Source organism: Streptomyces liliiviolaceus (assembly GCF_018070025.1).
GTDB classification, from domain to species: domain Bacteria; phylum Actinomycetota; class Actinomycetes; order Streptomycetales; family Streptomycetaceae; genus Streptomyces; species Streptomyces liliiviolaceus.
Window position 1 is genome coordinate 6,392,421 of sequence record NZ_JAGPYQ010000001.1, and the last position, 16,822, is coordinate 6,409,242.

Below are 16,822 nucleotides of genomic sequence, written 5' to 3' on the forward strand. Positions count from 1 at the left end.
AAGGAGGCGTATGCGTGTGAGGGTGCGCTGTCGTGGTCATGCGGAGGCCTTGACGACGCTCCAGCCGCCGTCCACCACCAGGCTCGTCCCGGTGATGTACGAGGCCTCGTCGGCGCCGAGGAAGGCGATGGCCGCGGCCACCTCCTGCGGTGAGCCGAAGCGGCGCGCGGCCGTTTCGGCGATGCTGCGTTCCCGGTCCTCGGGCGTGACCCCGTTCCAGGCGGCGGTCAGGATCGGGCCGGGCACGACGGCGTTGACGCGCACCTCGGGCCCGTACTCGACGGCGAGCTGCGAGCACAGGGACAGCAGGGCGCCCTTGGAGGCCGCGTACGCGGGGTGGCCCGGAATGCCCCGGTGCGCGTGGACGGACGAGGTCAGGACCACCGCTCCCCGGCGTTCCCGCAGGTCGGGGAGGAGGGCCCGGAAGCCGAGGAAGGCGCCGGTGGTGTTGACGGCGAGCTGGCGCTGCCACGAGTCGAGGGACATCTCATGCGCGGGCGTCACCTCGACGGTGTAGGCGTTGCTGACGAGGACGTCCACGGGTCCGAAGGCGTGGGCGGCGGCCACGATCCGGGTCCAGTCGTCCTCGGCGGCGACGTCGGCCCGTACGAACCGTGCGTGGCCGCCCGCCTTCGTGATGCGCGCGGCGACTCTCTCGCCGCGGTCCTCGGCGAGGTCGGCGAGGACGACGGCGGCCCCCTCCTCGGCGAGGCGTTCGGCCGTGGCGGCTCCGATGCCGGAGGCCGCGCCGGTGACGACGGCCGTGCGGCCGGCGAAGCGGGCGCCGGGCGGTCGTGCGGGCTGCTCCATCGTGGGGTTCGACTCCTTCGTGTGCGAGGGACGGCCGTCCGTCCCGAAAACATATGCCGGACCGCTGTCACCGCCGCAGCACCACCAGCTCGGCGTCGTGGCCGTCGCCCCAGGTGAAGGGCAGACCGTAGTGCAGCAGATGTGCTCCGCTGTACGTCCTGTCCGATCCGGCGTCGCTGTAACGCGCAGCCGGGTCGAGACCGCGCAGTCTCAGCCGGTCGGGGCGGCCTGGCAGCAGCGGAGCCCCGTCGAGACGTCCGGTGGCGAGGGCCGCGACGACCGTGCGCCCGGTTCGCGGATCGTCGTACTGCACCCCGTAGGTGGGGTCGTCGGGGGTGCCGAGGAGGTGGACCTCACCGTGGTGGACGACCTCGCGTACGTCCTTGTAGCGGGCGATCCACCGGGCGGCCTCGGCCCGTTCCTGTGGTGTCCAGGCGCGCAGGTCGGCGCCGATGCCGAGGACTCCGCACATGGCGTTGACGAACCGGAAGGCGAGGCTGCGCGGGCGCGGGTCGAGGATTCCGGGGGCGTCGGTGACCCAGGAACTCATGACGTGCGGGGCGTGGGCGTGCAGGAAGCCGTACTGGACGGACAGCCGGTCCAGCGGGGCGGTGTTGTCGCTGGGCCACACCACGTCGGTGCGCGCGACGGTCGCGTGCTCGATGCGTGCGCCGCCGCCCGCGCAGCCCTCGACCGTGACGTCCGGGTGGGTGGCGCGCAGGTGGTCCAGCACGCGCAGGTATCCGGCGACGTGCTCGGCGTCCAGGTCGAGCCGGGCGTCGTGCGGGGTGCCCGGCCGGCCGCGTTCGGTGGGCGGCCGGTTCATGTCCCACTTGAGGTAGCTGATGTCGTACGCGGTCAGCAGCCGGTCGAGCGTGCCGATGACGAAGTCCTGGACGTCGGTGCGGCCCAGGTCGAGGAGCAGTTGGTTGCGGACCAGGCGGGCGGGGCGGTCCTCGATCCGGTAGGCCCACTCGGGGTGTTCGGCGTACAGGCGGCTGCCGGGGCTGACGGCCTCGGGCTCCACCCACAGGCCGAAGTCGAGGCCCAGCCCCCGGATGTCGTCGACGAACCGGCCGAAGCCCTGCGGGAAGGCCGCCGGGTCCGGGTACCAGTCGCCGAGGCCCCCGGTGTCGTCGGTGCGGCCGGTGAACCAGCCGTCGTCGACGACGAACAGTTCCGCTCCGATGTCGGCGGCGACCTTCGCCAGTTCCAGTTGCCCGGCCGCGTCGACGTCGAAGCCGGTGGCCTCCCAGGAGTTGTAGAGGACCTTGCGGGACCGGTGCAGCCGCTCGCCGGAGAGCCGGCGTTCGTAGCGGTGCCAGACCCGGGAGAGCCCGTCGAGGCCGTCCGGGCTGAACGCGCAGGCCAGGCGTGGGGTGGTGAGGGTTTCGCCGGGCGCCAGGAACACCGCGCCCTCGTGCGGGACCCGCCCGGCGCGGACGCGGACGAGACCGCCCGGTTCGGCCTCCGCGGTGATGTGCCAGTTGCCGGACCATTCGAGGGCGATGCCGTACGCGGCGCCTCCTCCTGCGGCTGTCCCGTCCGCGCCGTCCTGCACCGCGAGCCAGGGCGCGTACGCGTGTCCGGGCACGCCCTGGAGGCTGCCCATGGTGAACGTGCCGCGCGGCAGGTCGAGTCGGGTGCGCTGGAACTCCTGCGACCACTGGCCGGCGAGGTACGTCAGCCGGGCGGCGCCGGTGACGGGGATGTTCACGGCGGCCGAGTCGAGCCGTTCCAGGCGCAGTTCACCGGTGCCCGCGGTCAGTTCGGTCCAGCGCAGGATCACGTCCGTGCCCGGCACCACCTCGTAGCAGAGGACCGTACGCAGGCCGAGGACACGGTCGGTGAAGGCGAGCCGCAGGCTGCCGTCCCCTTCTCCTTCCTCCGCCCCGTCGAACTCCCACCAGGTGCCCCGCTCCCCGCCCGGCCGCCCGGCGATCAGCTCGCTTCCGGTGAACGGCCGCAGCCCGTACGGCAGATACTCGGCCGGTGCCGCGTCCGCGGGCGTGATGAAGTGCGTGCGCCGCGACCAGTCGAGGGCGGACGGGCCGTCCTCGACGCCGGTCGGGCCCCAGGCCTCCAGTTCGGCCCAGGGGCCGTCCGGGGACAGCCGCACGGTGTAGCTGGTGTGTTCGGCGCGCAGGGTCCAGCGCCGGGCCGTCGCCGCCTGTTCCCTCCCCGTTCCCGCGGTCACTTCACCGCTCCCAGGTTGAGGCCGGCGACGAAGTGCCGCTGGAAGCGCAGGAACACGATCACCGTGGGCGCCGCCGCGATGACGGATCCGGCGGCGATGACGTTCCACATGGACACGTACTGCCCCTGGAGTCCGATGAGGGCGGCCGTGATGGGCATCTTGGTGTCGCTGCGCAGGACGGTGATCGCCCACAGCAGGTCGTTGAAGATCCAGGTGAACGACAGTGCGCTGAGGGCCGCGAGGGCGGGGCGGGTCAGCGGCAGGATGATCCGCCAGAAGATCTGCCAGGGCCCGGCGCCGTCGACGACCGCCGCCTGCTGGATCTCCGGCGGGATCGACCGCATGAACCCGTGCAGGACGAAGACGTAGAAGCCGACACCGAAGCCGATCTGTACGCCGACGAGTGCGGGCAGCGTGTCGTAGATCCCCAGCAGTTCGCTCAGCTTGGAGACGGGGATGAGCAGGATCTGCGGCGGGAGCAGGTTGCCGCCGAGCATGAGCAGCAGCAGGGAGCGGCGGAACGGCAGGTCGTAGCGGCTGAGTCCGAACGCGGCCATGGCGGCCAGCGCGAGCGTCACCAGGACGGCCGGCACGGTGACCAGCAGACTGTTGATCAGGGCGCGCTGCTGGCCGCCGTCGTTCCAGGCCTGGCCGAAGTTGCCGAGGGTGAAGGAGCGCGGCCAACTGCCCAGGCCGTGCGCGGCGATGTCGTCGAAGGACCGCAGGCTGGTCACCAGGACCAGCGCGATGGGCAGCAGCCACAGGACGGCCAGGGTGCCCGCGCCGAGATGGAACCCGGCGGTCGCGGCCCGTCTGCGGCGCAGCGCGGTGGCGGAGGCCGAATGAGTGGAGGAAGCGGACGCTGTCGAGGGGGCTGACGGGGCGGACATCAGTCGGCCTCCCGGAACGCGCGGACGAGATAGGAGCAGATGACGCCGAAGGCCAGCACGAAGATGACGACGGCGAGGGCGGACCCGTAACCGAGGCGCAGGGACTGGAAGGCGGTGGAGTACATGTACGTGCTCAGCAGTTCCGAGGAGTGGTAGGGGCCGCCCCGGGTCAGCGACCACACGACGTCGAAGGAGCGCAGTGAGTCGATGACGATGACGGACAGGACGACGGCGTTGACACTGCGCAGCTGGGGCAGGGTGACGTGCCGCAGCCGCTGCCAGGCACCGGCGCCGTCGACCTTGGCGGCCTCGTACAGGGCCGGGTCGATGCCCTTGAGACCGGCGACGTACAGGACCATCACGTAACCGATCTGGCGCCAGAGCGCGGGGACCATCACGGCGTACAGGGCGGTGTCCTGGTCGGCGAGCCAGGCGTGGCGCAGGTTGCCGAGGCCGACCGATTCGAGGAGCTGGTTGAGGACTCCGTCGGGCTGGTAGATCGCCTGCCACACCAGTGCGGTGGCGACCAGGGAGAAGACGACGGGCAGGAACAGGGCGGCGCGGTAGAAGCCGACGCCGCGCCGTTCCTGCTGGAGCACGAGTGCGGCGGCGAGGCCCAGGACGGCGGACAGGCCGCCGAAGAGGAGGAGCCAGAGCACGGTGTGGCCGGTCGCGTCGAGGAAGACGTCGTCGTGGGCCATCTCGCGGAAGTTGTCCAGGCCGACGAACGTCGGTGCGGAGACGCCGTCCCAGCTGGTGAGGGCGAGGTAGAAGCCCTGGAGCGCCGGCCAGAACACCCACAGCGCCTCGGCGAGCAGCGGGACGAGGACGAACGCGAGGACCAGCGGGGGTGTGCGGCGCGGGCCCCGGTTCCGTCTGCCCCGGGGCGGCGGTGGGGCGGGCGCCTCGCGGTCGGGGGCGGTCAGGACGGCCGTGTCGGGCATGTCAGGCGTTCCAGATCTTCGCGGCGTCGCGCTGCCAGTCGGTGAGGATGGAGCCGATCTGCTTCGGTTTGGCGATGAACTTGGTCAGCGCGTTGTCGGCGGTGGGCTGGAGGGCGTCGCTGGAGTCCCGGTTGAAGAACTGGGTGATCTCGGCGGCCTGTTCGATGTGCGCCCGGCCCTTCTTCACCAGGGCGGTGCCCGCGTCCTTGGCGTCGGGGTTGCACGGCAGGACCGTGCCGGACGAGCCCTTGATGTAGATCTCCTGGGCCTCGGCGGTGGCCAGGTAGCGCATCAGGTCGACGACCTGGTCGTGGCGGCCGGTGCGGGCGCTGGCGAAGTAGCCGTCCGTGGGCGCTTCCTCGGCGAGCGGGACCTTCGGGTCGATGACGGGGAAGCGGAAGAAGTCGATGTCGTCGAGGGCGTCCTTGGGTGCGGCGTCCGCGAAGAAGGTGCCGATGAGCATCATGCCGCTGCGGCCGCTCAGCAGGGAGGTCGTGGCGTCCTGGAAGGCGACCGCGGTGCCGTTCGGGTCGAAGTAGGGCAGCAGTTCCTGCCAGCGGTCGAAGACCTTGCGGACCTCGGGGTCGTCGAACCGGTGTTTCCCGGCGAGGAGTTCACGGTGGTAGTCGGCGCCGTTGATGCGGATGTCGAGGTAGTCGAACCAGGCCGAGGCGACCCAGGCCGTGTTGCCGCCCGCGCCCAGGCCTATGGGGTCGATGCCCTTGCTCTTGAGCTTGTCGCACAGGTCGAGGAAGTCGTCCCAGCTCTTGGGCTCGCTCACGCCCCACTTGGCGAAGTTCGACTTGCGGTAGAACATGCCCCACCAGTAGTAGGTGGTCGGCACGAAGACCTTCTTGCCCGCGGCCGAGGTGCACAGGCTGTTCAGGGCCTTGGAGTAGCCCTTGAGGTCGGGCGAGGACCAGACCTCGCCGAGGTCGAGCAGCAGGTCCTTCTTGGCGTACGCGTCCGCCACCGACCCGGGGTACCAGGTGTAGACGTCCGGCGGGTTGGCGGAGGTGAGGTAGGTCGGCAGCTGGGTGCGGAAGGTCTCGGCGGCGACGGTGTTGAGGCTGGCTTTCCCCGACCCCTTCTTGGCGTACGCGGCGACGACGTCCTGCATCGCGGCCTTCGCCTGTGGGGCGGAGAGGTTGGACTGGAGGGTCACCGAGCCCTCGGACGAGCTCTTGCCGGAGGAGGTGGAGGTGACACAGCCGCTGAGCAGCGCAGCCGTCCCGGCGGCGCCGGCACCGGCGAGGAACCGGCGTCTGCTGGTCTGGTGGTTCGTCATGGAGGCTCCCTGTGGATCCGCGCTGATCCAGATTTGCGTGACGCTCACGCCACGTCAAGAATAATTACTAATTTATTTGGACTGGGTGAACGACGTCAGGTGGACGCGACCGTCGACGCCCCGGTACACCGCGTGCACCGTGACCGTGCCGTCGGAGCCGGCCGGACCGGCCACCGCTCCCAGCGAGCCCTCGAACGCGGCGCTCGGGAACTCGTCCCGCTTCGTCCAGCCCTGCCAGGCCCCGTCCTCGTGACGCCGCTGCCAGAGCGTGTAGTCGGCGGCGCGCGCGTACAGCACGACGCTGTTCCCGGCCGTGACGAGGGTCGGGCTGCCGCTGACGGTTCCGCCGAGCGAGGTCCACGGCGTCCACTCCCCCGCCGCCGTCCGGGTGCGCGTCCACACGTCGTCGGCGGCGGTGCGCACGGCCACGTGGAGCTGCCCGCCCGAGTCGACGACGGCCGACGGCCGCCCGTACGTCGGCCGGTCGCCGGGTGCGCCGAGCGAGGTCCAGCCGGTCGACGGGCCGCGCTGTACGACCTCCCCGTCCGTGCCGCGGGCGGCCAGCGTCCAGTGGCCGGGGTCGGTGAACGCCACCGTCGGCGCGTCGGTCACCCGGCCGCCCAGGCTCTGCCACGCGCCCCAGCGCCCGTCGGCGAAGATCCGCCGGTGGACGCGGGAGTCGGTACCGCGTACGAAGACGTCGATCCGGCCGCCGGCCGAGGCGTACGCGGCGGGCTGTCCCAGGATCCGGCCTCCCGTGGGACCGCCGAGGTCGCGGGTCCGGCCCCGTCCGTCGCCGTCGGAGGTGGTGGTGTGCTGGACGAGCGAGCCGTGCGGTCCGCGCAGGAACGTGGTGAGCGTGTCGCCGTCGCGCACCACGGCCGGGCTCGCCGAGGCCTTCTGGCCGAGGCTCGTTCCGGGCAGGTCGTCGGCGCCGGTCAGCTTCAGGAACGCGGTGCCGTGCGCGGGGACTTCGACCGTGTACGTGCCGCTGTGGGCGCCCCGGTCCGCACGGGCCCGCAGGTCGCGGACGTCCACCGCCCCGCCGAGCCCGACGTCGGAGAAGCGGACCGTGCGCTCGGCGGGCTCGTCGGAGCGGTTGAGCAGCACGACCGCGCGACGGCCCTCGCCCTGGAGGACCTTGCTGTAGACGTCACCCACGGAGTCGCTGGCCACCCGCACGCCCTGGACGGCCAGCGGGTCCTGGTCGACGGCGACGATCTCCGGGTTGCGCAGCGTCTTCAGCATCGAGGGCGACAACGTACGCGGATCGGAGCCCAGGACGAGCGGCGAGGCCATCTCGGCCCACATCACGAACTGCGTGGTCGACTCCTCCTCCGTCAGCTCCAGCGAGCCGTCGCTCATGCGCCGCGTGGGGATGAGGTAGTCGGGGTCGTTGTAGTGGCCTGGCCCCTGCGCCTCGGGGTGCCAGGCGTTGGCGTCCATGTTGCGCAGCACGTTGGGCCACTGGCCGGGGCTCGGGGTGCCCCACGCGATGTCCGTACCCGTGCGCCACGAGTCGGCGATCGTCGGAGCGTAGGCGTACGAGTTGTGTGCGTCCTGCTCGGGTGTGTGCGGTACGCCCCAGTCGTCGGTGAGCGGGTTGCAGAGGTTGAGCAGCATCCTGCGGCCCGACTTGGCGACCGCGTCGCTGAACTCCTTGAACGCCGGGCCCGGATCGAGCTTCGCCCCGATCCCGCACAGGAAGTCGACCTTGACCGCGTCGATCTTCCAGCCGGCGAACTGCCGTGCGTCCTCCTCGTAATGCCCCCTGCTGCCGAGTCCGCAGCTCTTGCCGCCGTCGTAGGCGCCCGCGTCGGTGTAGATGCCCGCTTTCAGACCCCGCTTGTGCAGGTACGAGACCAGCGCCGGGATGCCGGAGGGGAAGCGGTCCGGGTGGGCGACCAGGTTCCCCTGCGCGTCGCGCGGGTTGTCGGCCTGCCAGCCGCCGTCGAGCCACACGACGTCGTAGCCGCTGTCGCGCAGACCGCTGCTGACCAGCTTGTCGGCGACGGAGCGCACTTCGCTCTCGGTGGGTGCGCCCAGGCCGTAGTAGGTGTTCCAGCCCATGTAGGGCGTGGGCGCGAGGCCGCTGTCGTAGTACTCGGGCGCGCCCTGGTCGAGGCCGGTCCCGGCCCCGGCCCTGCCGGTGCCGGCCGTGGCCGCGGGGGCCGCGGTCACCGCCAGGACCGTGGCGATCGCGGCCGTGGTGGCGCGGCGGGTCAGTCTCCGAGCCGCGGGTGTGCGGACCTGCGGGTGTGAAATCACTTGCCTCTCCCGATGGTTGGGAAGCACGAAAGCGCTGGGAAGCACGAGGGCGTGACGTGGGCCGCGCGGTGGCGGCGGAGCCGTCGGCGTCACGGCGAAGACTGTGGCCCGCGGCCGGAAACCCTGTCAATATTAATTCCTAATTTAATAGAAAGAGGGATCGGGTCTGTCGCAGGGGTTGACAGCGGAACCCTCGGGTCCCAGCCTTTGGCAACGTTGTCAGTGCCTCTCGCGCGCCGTGTCGGGTCCGGCCCGCGCCGCTGTCTTCCGATGGGACATCACGCTCATGACAGATCAGTCGAGTTCGCCGCGTCAGCTCTCGCGGCGATCCGTCGTCACCACGGGATCCACCCTGCTGGCAGGGTTCGGCCTGGGCGCCCTGGCTCCCCTGCCGGCTGCCGCCGCGGGCGGCAAGGGGGCTGCCGGGTCCGCGCCGCCCGCCGAACTCGCCCTGCACCGCCCGGTCACCGTCTCCTCCACGGCCTACGCGGCCACGCCGGGCTCCTTCGTGGTGGACCGGCTCACCTCGCAGGGCGTCCGGGGCAGCGGCTGGCGGGCCGGGGCGGGCGACCCGCAGTGGATCTCGGTCGATCTGCAGGCCCGCTGCGAGGTCACCCGGATCCGGCTCACCTTCGAGGGCGACGCGAACGACCCGGTGTTCACGCCTCCCACCACGGGAAATCCGGCCAGTGGCACCACGGGCGAGGAGATCCAGTCGAGTCATGCGGTCGACTTCGTCGTCGAGACGTCGACCGATCACACGTCCTGGACCAGCGTGTACCGCACGACGGCGGGCACCGGCGGTGTGGTGGACATCGAGCTCCCCCGCGCGGTTCCGGCGCGCTGGGTGCGGATGACCTCGCGCAGGCGCTCCAGCCCTCTTCCCCTCGGCCTGAACGGCTTCGAGGTGCACGGCAGTGCCGAGGGGCACCGGCCGCCGGCCACCGGCTGGACCGACTGGGGCACCCGCACCGGGCCCGCGCCGAAGCTGACCGTGGCCGGCGACGGCACCGTGCCGGTGGAGTCGGGCTGGCGGCTCACCCTCGACGACTGGGCGGACGGCGAGGGCGACAGCGGGAAGGGCGAGGAAGGCGGCGGGAAGGGCGGGGACGGCAAGGAGCTGTCGAAGACGTCCGTCGACACCAGCCGCTGGCTGCCCGCCACCGTGCCCGGCACGGTACTGGCCTCACTCGTGGACCAGGGCAAGCTGCCCGATCCCGTGGCAGGGCTCAACAACCTGCACATCCCCGAAGCCCTGTCCCGGCACTCGTGGTGGTACAAGCGGGACTTCGAGCTGCCGCGCGGCCTGCGCACCGGACCCGGCCGCCGGATCTGGCTGGAGTTCGACGGCGTCAACCACACGGCCGACATCTGGTTCAACGGCCACCGCGTGGGCGAGCTGACCTACCCCTTCGCCCGCTCGGCCCACGACGTGACCGAACTGCTCGCCGCGGGCGGCGGGGCCAACGGGCTCGCGGTGCGGATCACGCCGATGCCGGTGCCCGGCAGCCCCGGCGACAAGGGCCCCGCGGATGAGGCCTGGGTGGACGCGGGCGCCAACCAGATGAACCTCAACTCGCCCACCTACTTGGCCGCTTCGGGCTGGGACTGGATGCCCGCGGTACGCGACCGGGCCGCGGGCATCTGGAACCACGTCCGGCTGAGATCCACCGGCCAGGTCGTGATCGGCGACCCCCGGGTGGACACCGTGCTGCCGAAGCTGCCGGACCTGTCGGTGGCCGAGCTGACGATCGTCGTCCCGGTCCGCAACGCCGACACCGCCGACCACCGCACGACGGTCTCCGCGTCCTTCGACGACGTACGGATCAGCAAGGTCGTCACCGTCCCGGCGGGCAGGAGCGTCGACGTCACGTTCACCCCGGACGCCTACGGCCGGCTGCGGGTGCGGGACCCAAAGCTGTGGTGGCCGAACGGGCTCGGGGACCCCGCCCTACACGAGCTGACCCTCACCGCGTCGGTCGACGGCACCAAGAGCGACCGCCGCACCATCCGCTTCGGAATCCGCCGATTCGGTTACGAGTTCGAGGTGCCGCTGCCGTTCACGTCCACCGGCGACGCGTACACCCAGTCCGTGGCCTTCGACCGGCGCGAGGCCAGATACGTACGCGTGAAGTGCCTTACGCGCGCGACCGGTTGGGGCAGTTCGTTGTGGGCGCTGTCCGTGTTCGACAGTGAGCGGGGCTCGACCGACCTCGCGCTGCACGCACCGGCCGAGGCGTCGAGCGAGGACGGCGGCGACCGTGGTCCGGCCAACGCGACCGACGGCGATCCGGGCACCCGCTGGTCGTCGGCCTACGAGGACGACCAGTGGATCCGCGTCGACCTGGGCTCGCCGCAGTCGTTCGACCGGGTCGACCTGACGTGGGAGCAGGCGTACGCGAAGACCTTCGTCGTCCAGGTCTCCTCCGACGACGACACCTGGATCGATGTCACGTCGGTGGACAACGGCGCGATCCCCCTGCCCTTCAACAACGGCGACGCCAGTCTCCGGGTCGAGGACTTCGCGCCGCGCACCGCCCGCCATGTCCGGATCGCCTGCGGGGTGCGCAACACGAGCTGGGGCAACTCCCTGTGGTCGCTGGGCGTCATCGACAGCGCCGAGCCCGGCACCGATCTCGCCCTGCGGCGGACGGCGACCGCGTCCACCGAGGAGTCCGACCACCCGGCCGCGAACGCCACCGACGGCGACCCGGGAACGCGCTGGTCGTCGGCGTACGAGGACCAGCAGTGGATCCAGGTCGACCTCGGTTCCGCGAAGCGGTTCGACCGGGTGGCGATCGTGTGGGAGTCCGCCTACCCGAAGACGTACGTCGTCCAGGTGTCCGACGACGGGGACACCTGGACCGATGTGAAGTCCGTGTCCAACACCCCCGATCCGCTGAAGATCAGTGTGAACGGCGTCCGGGTGCTGGCCCGGGGCGGCAACTGGGGCTGGGACGAACTGCTGCGCCGGATGCCGCCGGAGCGGATGGACGCGGCGGTGCGGATGCACCGCGACATGAACTTCACGATGATCCGCAACTGGGTCGGCACCTGCGACCGGGAGGAGTTCTTCGCCGCCTGCGACGAGCACGGCATCCTGGTGTGGAACGACTTCCCGAACGCCTGGGGCATGGACCCGCCGGACCACGAGGCCTTCGACTCGATCGCGCGGGACACCGTGCTGCGCTACCGGATCCATCCGAGCGTGGTCGTCTGGTGCGGGGCCAACGAGGGCAACCCGCCCGCCGCCGTCGACCGGGGCATGCGCGCCGCCGTGGAGGAGCAGGCGCCCGGCCTGCTCTACCAGAACAACTCGGCCGGCGGGATCGTCACCGGCGGCGGCCCCTACGGCTGGGTCGAGCCGGACAAGTACTTCGACCCGGCCACGTACGGCAGCAAGGACTTCGGTTTCCACACCGAGATCGGCATGCCCGTCGTCTCCACCGCCGCCAGCATGCGGAACCTGACGGGCGACGAGCCCGAGTGGCCGATACGCGGCGCCTGGTACCACCACGACTGGAGCGAGCGCGGGAATCAGGCGCCGCAGAACTACAAGGCCGCCGTCGAGGCCCGGCTCGGGACGGCCACGGACCTGGACGACTTCGCCCGCAAGGCCCAGTTCGTCAACTACGAGAACACCCGCGCCATGTTCGAGGCGTGGAACGCGAACCTGTGGGACAACGCCGGCGGCTTGATGCTGTGGATGTCGCATCCGGCGTGGCACAGCACCGTCTGGCAGACCTACGACTACGACTTCGACGTCAACGGCACTTACTTCGGGGCGCGTTCGGCCTGCGAGCCGCTGCATGTCCAGGCCGACCCGAAGGGGCAGGTCATCGCGGTCAACCACACGCGCAAGGAGCTGCGGGGGGCCGTCGTCTCGGCGCGGCTGCTCGATCTGTCGGGCAGGCAGCTCGGCAGGGGCAGGAGCGCCCGGCTGGACGTGGCACCGGCCGCGACCGGCAAGGCGTTCACCGTCGGCTGGAGCGACGACCTGCCCGAACTCCACCTGCTGCGGCTGACGTTGGAGGACGGCGACGGCCGTGAGCTGTCGCGGAACACCTACTGGCGCTACCGCACCCCGGCCGCCATGCGGGCCCTGACCCGGGCGCCGCGCGCCAAGGTGTCCACGAAGGTCACCCGCGTGTCCCGGTCCGGAGCCCGGCACGAACTGACCGCCACCGTACGCGATCAGGGGTCGGCCGTCGCCGCCATGGTCCGGCTGTCGCTGCTGGACGGGAGGACGGGGCATCGCGTCCTGCCGACCCTCTACAGCGACAACTACCTGTGGCTGCTGCCCGGCGAGTCCCGGACGGTCACACTGTCGTGGCCCGCCCGGGCCCTCGCCGCCTCGCACCGGCCGCTCCTGACGGCGGAGGCGTTCAACTCGTAGCGTGGGAAGGCCGGTCAGGCGTACGGCGTGAGGAACTCGTGCGCTGACAGCGCCCTGTTCACGATGCGCGTGTCGCCCATCCAGCCGTAGAAGCCCTGCCCGAAGCTCTCGTCGAACTGGGTGGCTCCGAGGACGAAGGGCTTGCCGAGGGTGGCGATGCCGGTGGACGGCTGCGAAGGATTGCGGGCGATCTTCGAGCCGTCCACGTACATCACCGTGCGGCGGCCGTCGTTGACGAGGGCGATGTGTATCCAGCGGCCCACCGGCACCGCGTGGCTCCACGACGTGGGGTCGGCGTCCTGGCGCTGCGGATAGACCACGAACTGGAGGAACCGCTCGGGTGACAGGTTGAGGCTGCAGGTCGGTTCCAGCGGGGACCAGCCCGTGGTCTTGCCCGCGTCGCCGTTGCGGCCCTCCCAGCTGAGGATGCCCATCCAGGAGTGGTCGCCCTCGAAGGGCTCGGGCAGCCTGACGAAGGTCTCGATGGTGTAGCCGCGCAGGAACTTCTCGCTGTTCAGGGCGGCCCGGGCGGCGGTCGTCAGGATCGCGCCGCGGTCCGGGCTCTTGCCGCCGTCGAAGCGGAGGCTGGCGTGCGCGGGCTGGCCGGGGTGGTGGTCGGCGGACCAGGTGAGCGCGTCGGAGCCGCCGGCGGCCAGCCGGCTCACGGTCAGGTCGTTGCCGTTGCCGGTGAGGTCGCGCACGACGGCGCCGTTCGCGACGGGCTTGCCCGCGGTGCCGCCCGCCGAGGTCCCGGCGGCGTCGAAGCGCCAGTACGCGACCGTGCCGCGCGGCATCACCGCGGAGGCGGGCCGCGGCTTCGGCACGGCGACCGGGGCGAAGCCCTTGAACCGTTCGTCGAAGTCGATGTCCAGGCTGAACCGGTCGGCGTCACCGGTCAGTTCGATGGTCTCGGCTTCCAGCGGCGACCGCTTCTCCGGGTCCCTGGCGAGGAGCCACGGTGAGAAGGTCTCGACGTCGACGACCCCGCGGGCCAGGTCGAAGCCGTACGTACGGATCATGCCGGCGCCGCCGTAGTAGCGGTCCTGGTAGTTGGTGATGTGGACGTGGACATCGTTGTCGGAGTCGTTGCGCAGGACCGTGCGGCCCGGCGGCCAGTAGTGGCCGCCCAGCGCCAGGAAGATCTGGTCGTTGCCGCGGACGAGGCCGTCCCACAGGCGCTCGCCGTTGTCCGACAGCTGCGCCTTGCCGTCGTCGTCGGCCCAGGCGATGTCATGGGTGGTGAGGACGGCGGGCAGCGTGGGGTGCGCGTCGAGGACGCCCTGCGCCCAGGTCAGTCCCTTGTCCGAGATCCGCCAGTCGAGGGCGAGGACGAGCCAGGACCGGTCCGCGGCCTTGAGCACGTGGTACGTGTTGTAGCCGTCGGGCGAGGCGCCGCGGTAGGTCGGCATGGACTTGTAGCGGGCGGGCCCGAAGGCGGCGAGGTACGCGGAGTCGCCGCGCTGGTCGTCGCCGGAGTCGATGTCGTGGTTGCCCGCCAGGACGCTGTAGGGCACCTTGCCGTGGATGGTCCGGAAGGTGTCGGCGGCGCGTTCGATCTCGTCCTCGGTGCCGTGCTCGGTGACATCGCCGAGGTGCGTCATGAAGGCGATGTTCGCCTCGCCGCGCTCGGCGACCAGATGACGGAAGGCCTCCCGCAGCGGGGCGGGGTCGGCGCTGTCGGCGTCGAAGAGGTACTGCGTGTCGGGCAGGACGGCCAGCACGAACCGCGGGCTCACGGGGTCGAAAGGGCCGCCGTGGGCGGTGGAGGTGTGGGCGGAGGCGGTGGCGCCGGCGGGGGCCGGGCCGGGGGCGGCCTGCGCGGACGCCTCGAAGGCGGCGACACCGGCGCCGGCCACGGGCAGGGCTGCCGCGACGCGCAGCAGCGCGCGTCTGTGCAGGGGGTTCTGGGGTTCTGCCGCAGTCATGGACACTCCGTAGGACAGGACCGGACGGCACCGGTCGGCAGCCCGTACGCTCCTCACCCGCCACAGCCGGGCGGTGGCGGGGAGTTGAACGTTCGCCGCCCGCCGTCCGGACGTTTGGCGGAGGTCGGCGTCCGGCGGAGGTCAGCGCGAGGTCCAGGCCCGGGGTGTCCGGTAGACCCGCGTCTGCGCCCAGCGGGGGCTCCCGGCCGTGCGGGTCGGCTCCTCGGGCCCGGTGCGGTCGGCGCGGCCGTGCACCACGGCGAGCACGGCCGCCACCTCCTCGTCGGTGGGCGCTCCGCGGACGAACGTCAGCAGGGGGATGTCGGGTGTGTCCATGGTCTTCTCCGCCGTCACATCGGAAGGTTGCCGTGTTTGCGGGAGGGGAGCCGCGCGTCCTTGGAGCGCAGCATCGCCAGCGCGTCCACCAGGACGGCGCGGGTTTCGGCGGGGTCGATCACGTCGTCGACGAGCCCGCGCTGCGCCGCGTAGTAGGGGTGCATGAGCTCCTGCCGGTACTCCTTGATCCGCTGGGCCCGGACCGCCTCGGGGTCGGGGGCGGCCGCGATCTCACGCCGGAACACCACGTTCGCCGCGCCCTCGGCGCCCATCACGGCGATCTCGTTGGTCGGCCAGGCGAACGACAGGTCGGCGCCGATGGACCGTGAGTCCATCACGATGTAGGCGCCGCCGTAGGCCTTGCGCAGGATCACCTGGATGCGCGGGACGGTCGCGTTGCAGTACGCGTAGAGCAGTTTCGCGCCGTGCCGGATGATGCCGTCGTGTTCCTGGTCCGTGCCCGGGAGGAAGCCGGGGACGTCGACCAGGGTCACCAGCGGAATACTGAAGGCGTCGCAGGTCTGCACGAATCGCGCCGCTTTTTCCGAGGCGTGGATGTCGAGTACTCCGGCCATGGCCGCGGGCTGGTTCCCGACTATTCCGACGACATGCCCCTCGAAGCGCGCGAATGCGCAGATGATGTTGGTGGCCCAGCGGGAATGCATCTCGAAGAATTCACCGTGATCGACGATCTCCTCGATCACGGCACGCATGTCGTACGACCTTTTCGGGTCCGGTGGAACGATGTCGAGGAGCGCTTCGGAACGCCGTTCCGGCGGGTCGTCCGCGACAACGACCGGCGGCAGCTCGCGGTTGTTGGACGGGAGCAGGGAAAGCAGATACCGGACCTCTTCGAGGCATTCCCTCTCGCTGTCGCAGACATGGGTGGCGGCTCCGGAGACCGAACCGTGCACCTGTGCGCCGCCGAGTTGCTCGTGGGTGACGTCCTCGCCCGTGACCGCCTTCACCACGTCCGGTCCTGTGATGTACATCTGTGAGGTGTCGCGGACCATGAACACGAAGTCGGTGAGCGCCGGGGCGTAGGTGGCGCCTCCGGCGCACGGCCCGAGGATCACGCTGATCTGCGGGATGACGCCCGACGCGCGGACGATCCGGCGGAAGATCCCGCCGTAGCCGGCGAGCGCGGTGACGCCCTCCTGGATGCGGGCGCCGGCGCCGTCGTTCAGGCTGACCAGGGGTGCGCCCGCCGCCTCGGCCAGGTCCATCACCTTGTGGATCTTCTCCGCGTGGGCCTCGCCGAGGGAGCCGCCGAAGATGCGGAAGTCATGGGCGTAGACGAACACGGTCCGGCCGGCCACCTCGCCCCAGCCGGTGACCACACCATCGGTCGACGGGCGCCGGTCCTGGAGGCCGAACCCGGTGGCGCGGTGCCTGCGCAACTGCTCGATCTCACGGAAGGTGCCCGGGTCGAAGAGCAGGTCCAGCCGCTCACGGACCGTCAGTTTGCCCCGGGCGTGCTGCTGTTCGGTCGCACGGGGCGAAGGACCCTGCTCGGCCCGTGCCCGGACCTGGAGCAGCTCGGCGACGCCCGAGCGCATGTCGGGCGGCTCCTCGTCCGCCCCGGCGGCCGGGCCGGGAACGTCCGTCGTGCCCTTCACGTCCGCCGCTTCCCCCGCGACCATGGTCATACAGTTTCTCCTCGCCGGTTACCGAGGCCGAATGCGGCCAGGAAAAGATCCGGACGGCTTCAAGGTCTCCCAGCCTTCGATGCCGGTTCAAGAACTCCCGGCTTTCTTAGGGGAGGTTA

Annotated in this window: 10 protein-coding genes; 1 reads left to right on the forward strand and 9 read right to left on the reverse strand. The window is 71.2% G+C overall.

All coding sequences use genetic code 11. The features are described from left to right. Positions 1-36 precede the first annotated feature (36 nt). The 6 genes from J8N05_RS27870 to J8N05_RS27895 form a co-directional block, all read right to left on the reverse strand. A complete protein-coding gene (locus J8N05_RS27870) occupies positions 37-810 on the reverse strand; it encodes an SDR family NAD(P)-dependent oxidoreductase (protein ID WP_210887466.1) in 774 nt (257 codons plus the stop codon). 67 nt (positions 811-877) lie between these two features. Beyond that, positions 878-3,007, reverse strand: coding sequence for an alpha-galactosidase (locus J8N05_RS27875; RefSeq protein WP_210887469.1), 2,130 nt, complete (start codon positions 3,005-3,007; stop codon positions 878-880). Further along, positions 3,004-3,897: a carbohydrate ABC transporter permease gene (locus tag J8N05_RS27880; RefSeq protein WP_210887472.1), complete on the reverse strand. Its 894-nt coding sequence runs from the start codon at positions 3,895-3,897 to the stop codon at positions 3,004-3,006. The genes J8N05_RS27875 and J8N05_RS27880 overlap by 4 nt, the downstream gene beginning before the upstream one ends. Next, entirely contained in the window at positions 3,897-4,841 is a 945-nt protein-coding gene (locus J8N05_RS27885) for a carbohydrate ABC transporter permease (protein WP_210887475.1), read from the reverse strand. The genes J8N05_RS27880 and J8N05_RS27885 overlap by 1 nt, the downstream gene beginning before the upstream one ends. Position 4,842: 1 nt before the next feature. Next, positions 4,843-6,129, reverse strand: a complete 1,287-nt coding sequence (locus J8N05_RS27890; protein WP_210887478.1) for an ABC transporter substrate-binding protein — start codon at positions 6,127-6,129, stop codon at positions 4,843-4,845. Positions 6,130-6,201: 72 nt separating this feature from the next. Next, positions 6,202-8,397: a glycoside hydrolase family 27 protein gene (locus J8N05_RS27895; protein WP_210887481.1), complete on the reverse strand. Its 2,196-nt coding sequence runs from the start codon at positions 8,395-8,397 to the stop codon at positions 6,202-6,204. 286 nt (positions 8,398-8,683) lie between these two features. Between J8N05_RS27895 and J8N05_RS27900 the strand changes: the two genes are divergently transcribed. Next, a complete protein-coding gene (locus J8N05_RS27900; RefSeq protein WP_210887484.1) occupies positions 8,684-12,793 on the forward strand; it encodes a discoidin domain-containing protein in 4,110 nt (1,369 codons plus the stop codon). A gap of 14 nt (positions 12,794-12,807) precedes the next feature. Here the strand turns inward: J8N05_RS27900 and J8N05_RS27905 are convergent, their stop codons facing one another. The 3 genes from J8N05_RS27905 to J8N05_RS27915 all read right to left on the reverse strand — a co-directional run bounded on the left by J8N05_RS27905 (position 12,808) and on the right by J8N05_RS27915 (position 16,703). After that, positions 12,808-14,718 carry a LamG-like jellyroll fold domain-containing protein gene (locus J8N05_RS27905; protein WP_210887487.1) on the reverse strand — a complete coding sequence of 637 codons (1,911 nt, stop codon included), beginning with the start codon at positions 14,716-14,718 and terminating at the stop codon, positions 12,808-12,810. Positions 14,719-14,859: 141 nt separating this feature from the next. After that, complete coding sequence (locus J8N05_RS27910; protein ID WP_210887490.1) at positions 14,860-15,054, reverse strand: acyl-CoA carboxylase subunit epsilon; 195 nt, start codon at positions 15,052-15,054, stop codon at positions 14,860-14,862. 14 nt (positions 15,055-15,068) lie between these two features. Next, entirely contained in the window at positions 15,069-16,703 is a 1,635-nt protein-coding gene (locus tag J8N05_RS27915; protein WP_407699936.1) for an acyl-CoA carboxylase subunit beta, read from the reverse strand. Between the last annotated feature and the right edge of the window lie 119 nt (positions 16,704-16,822).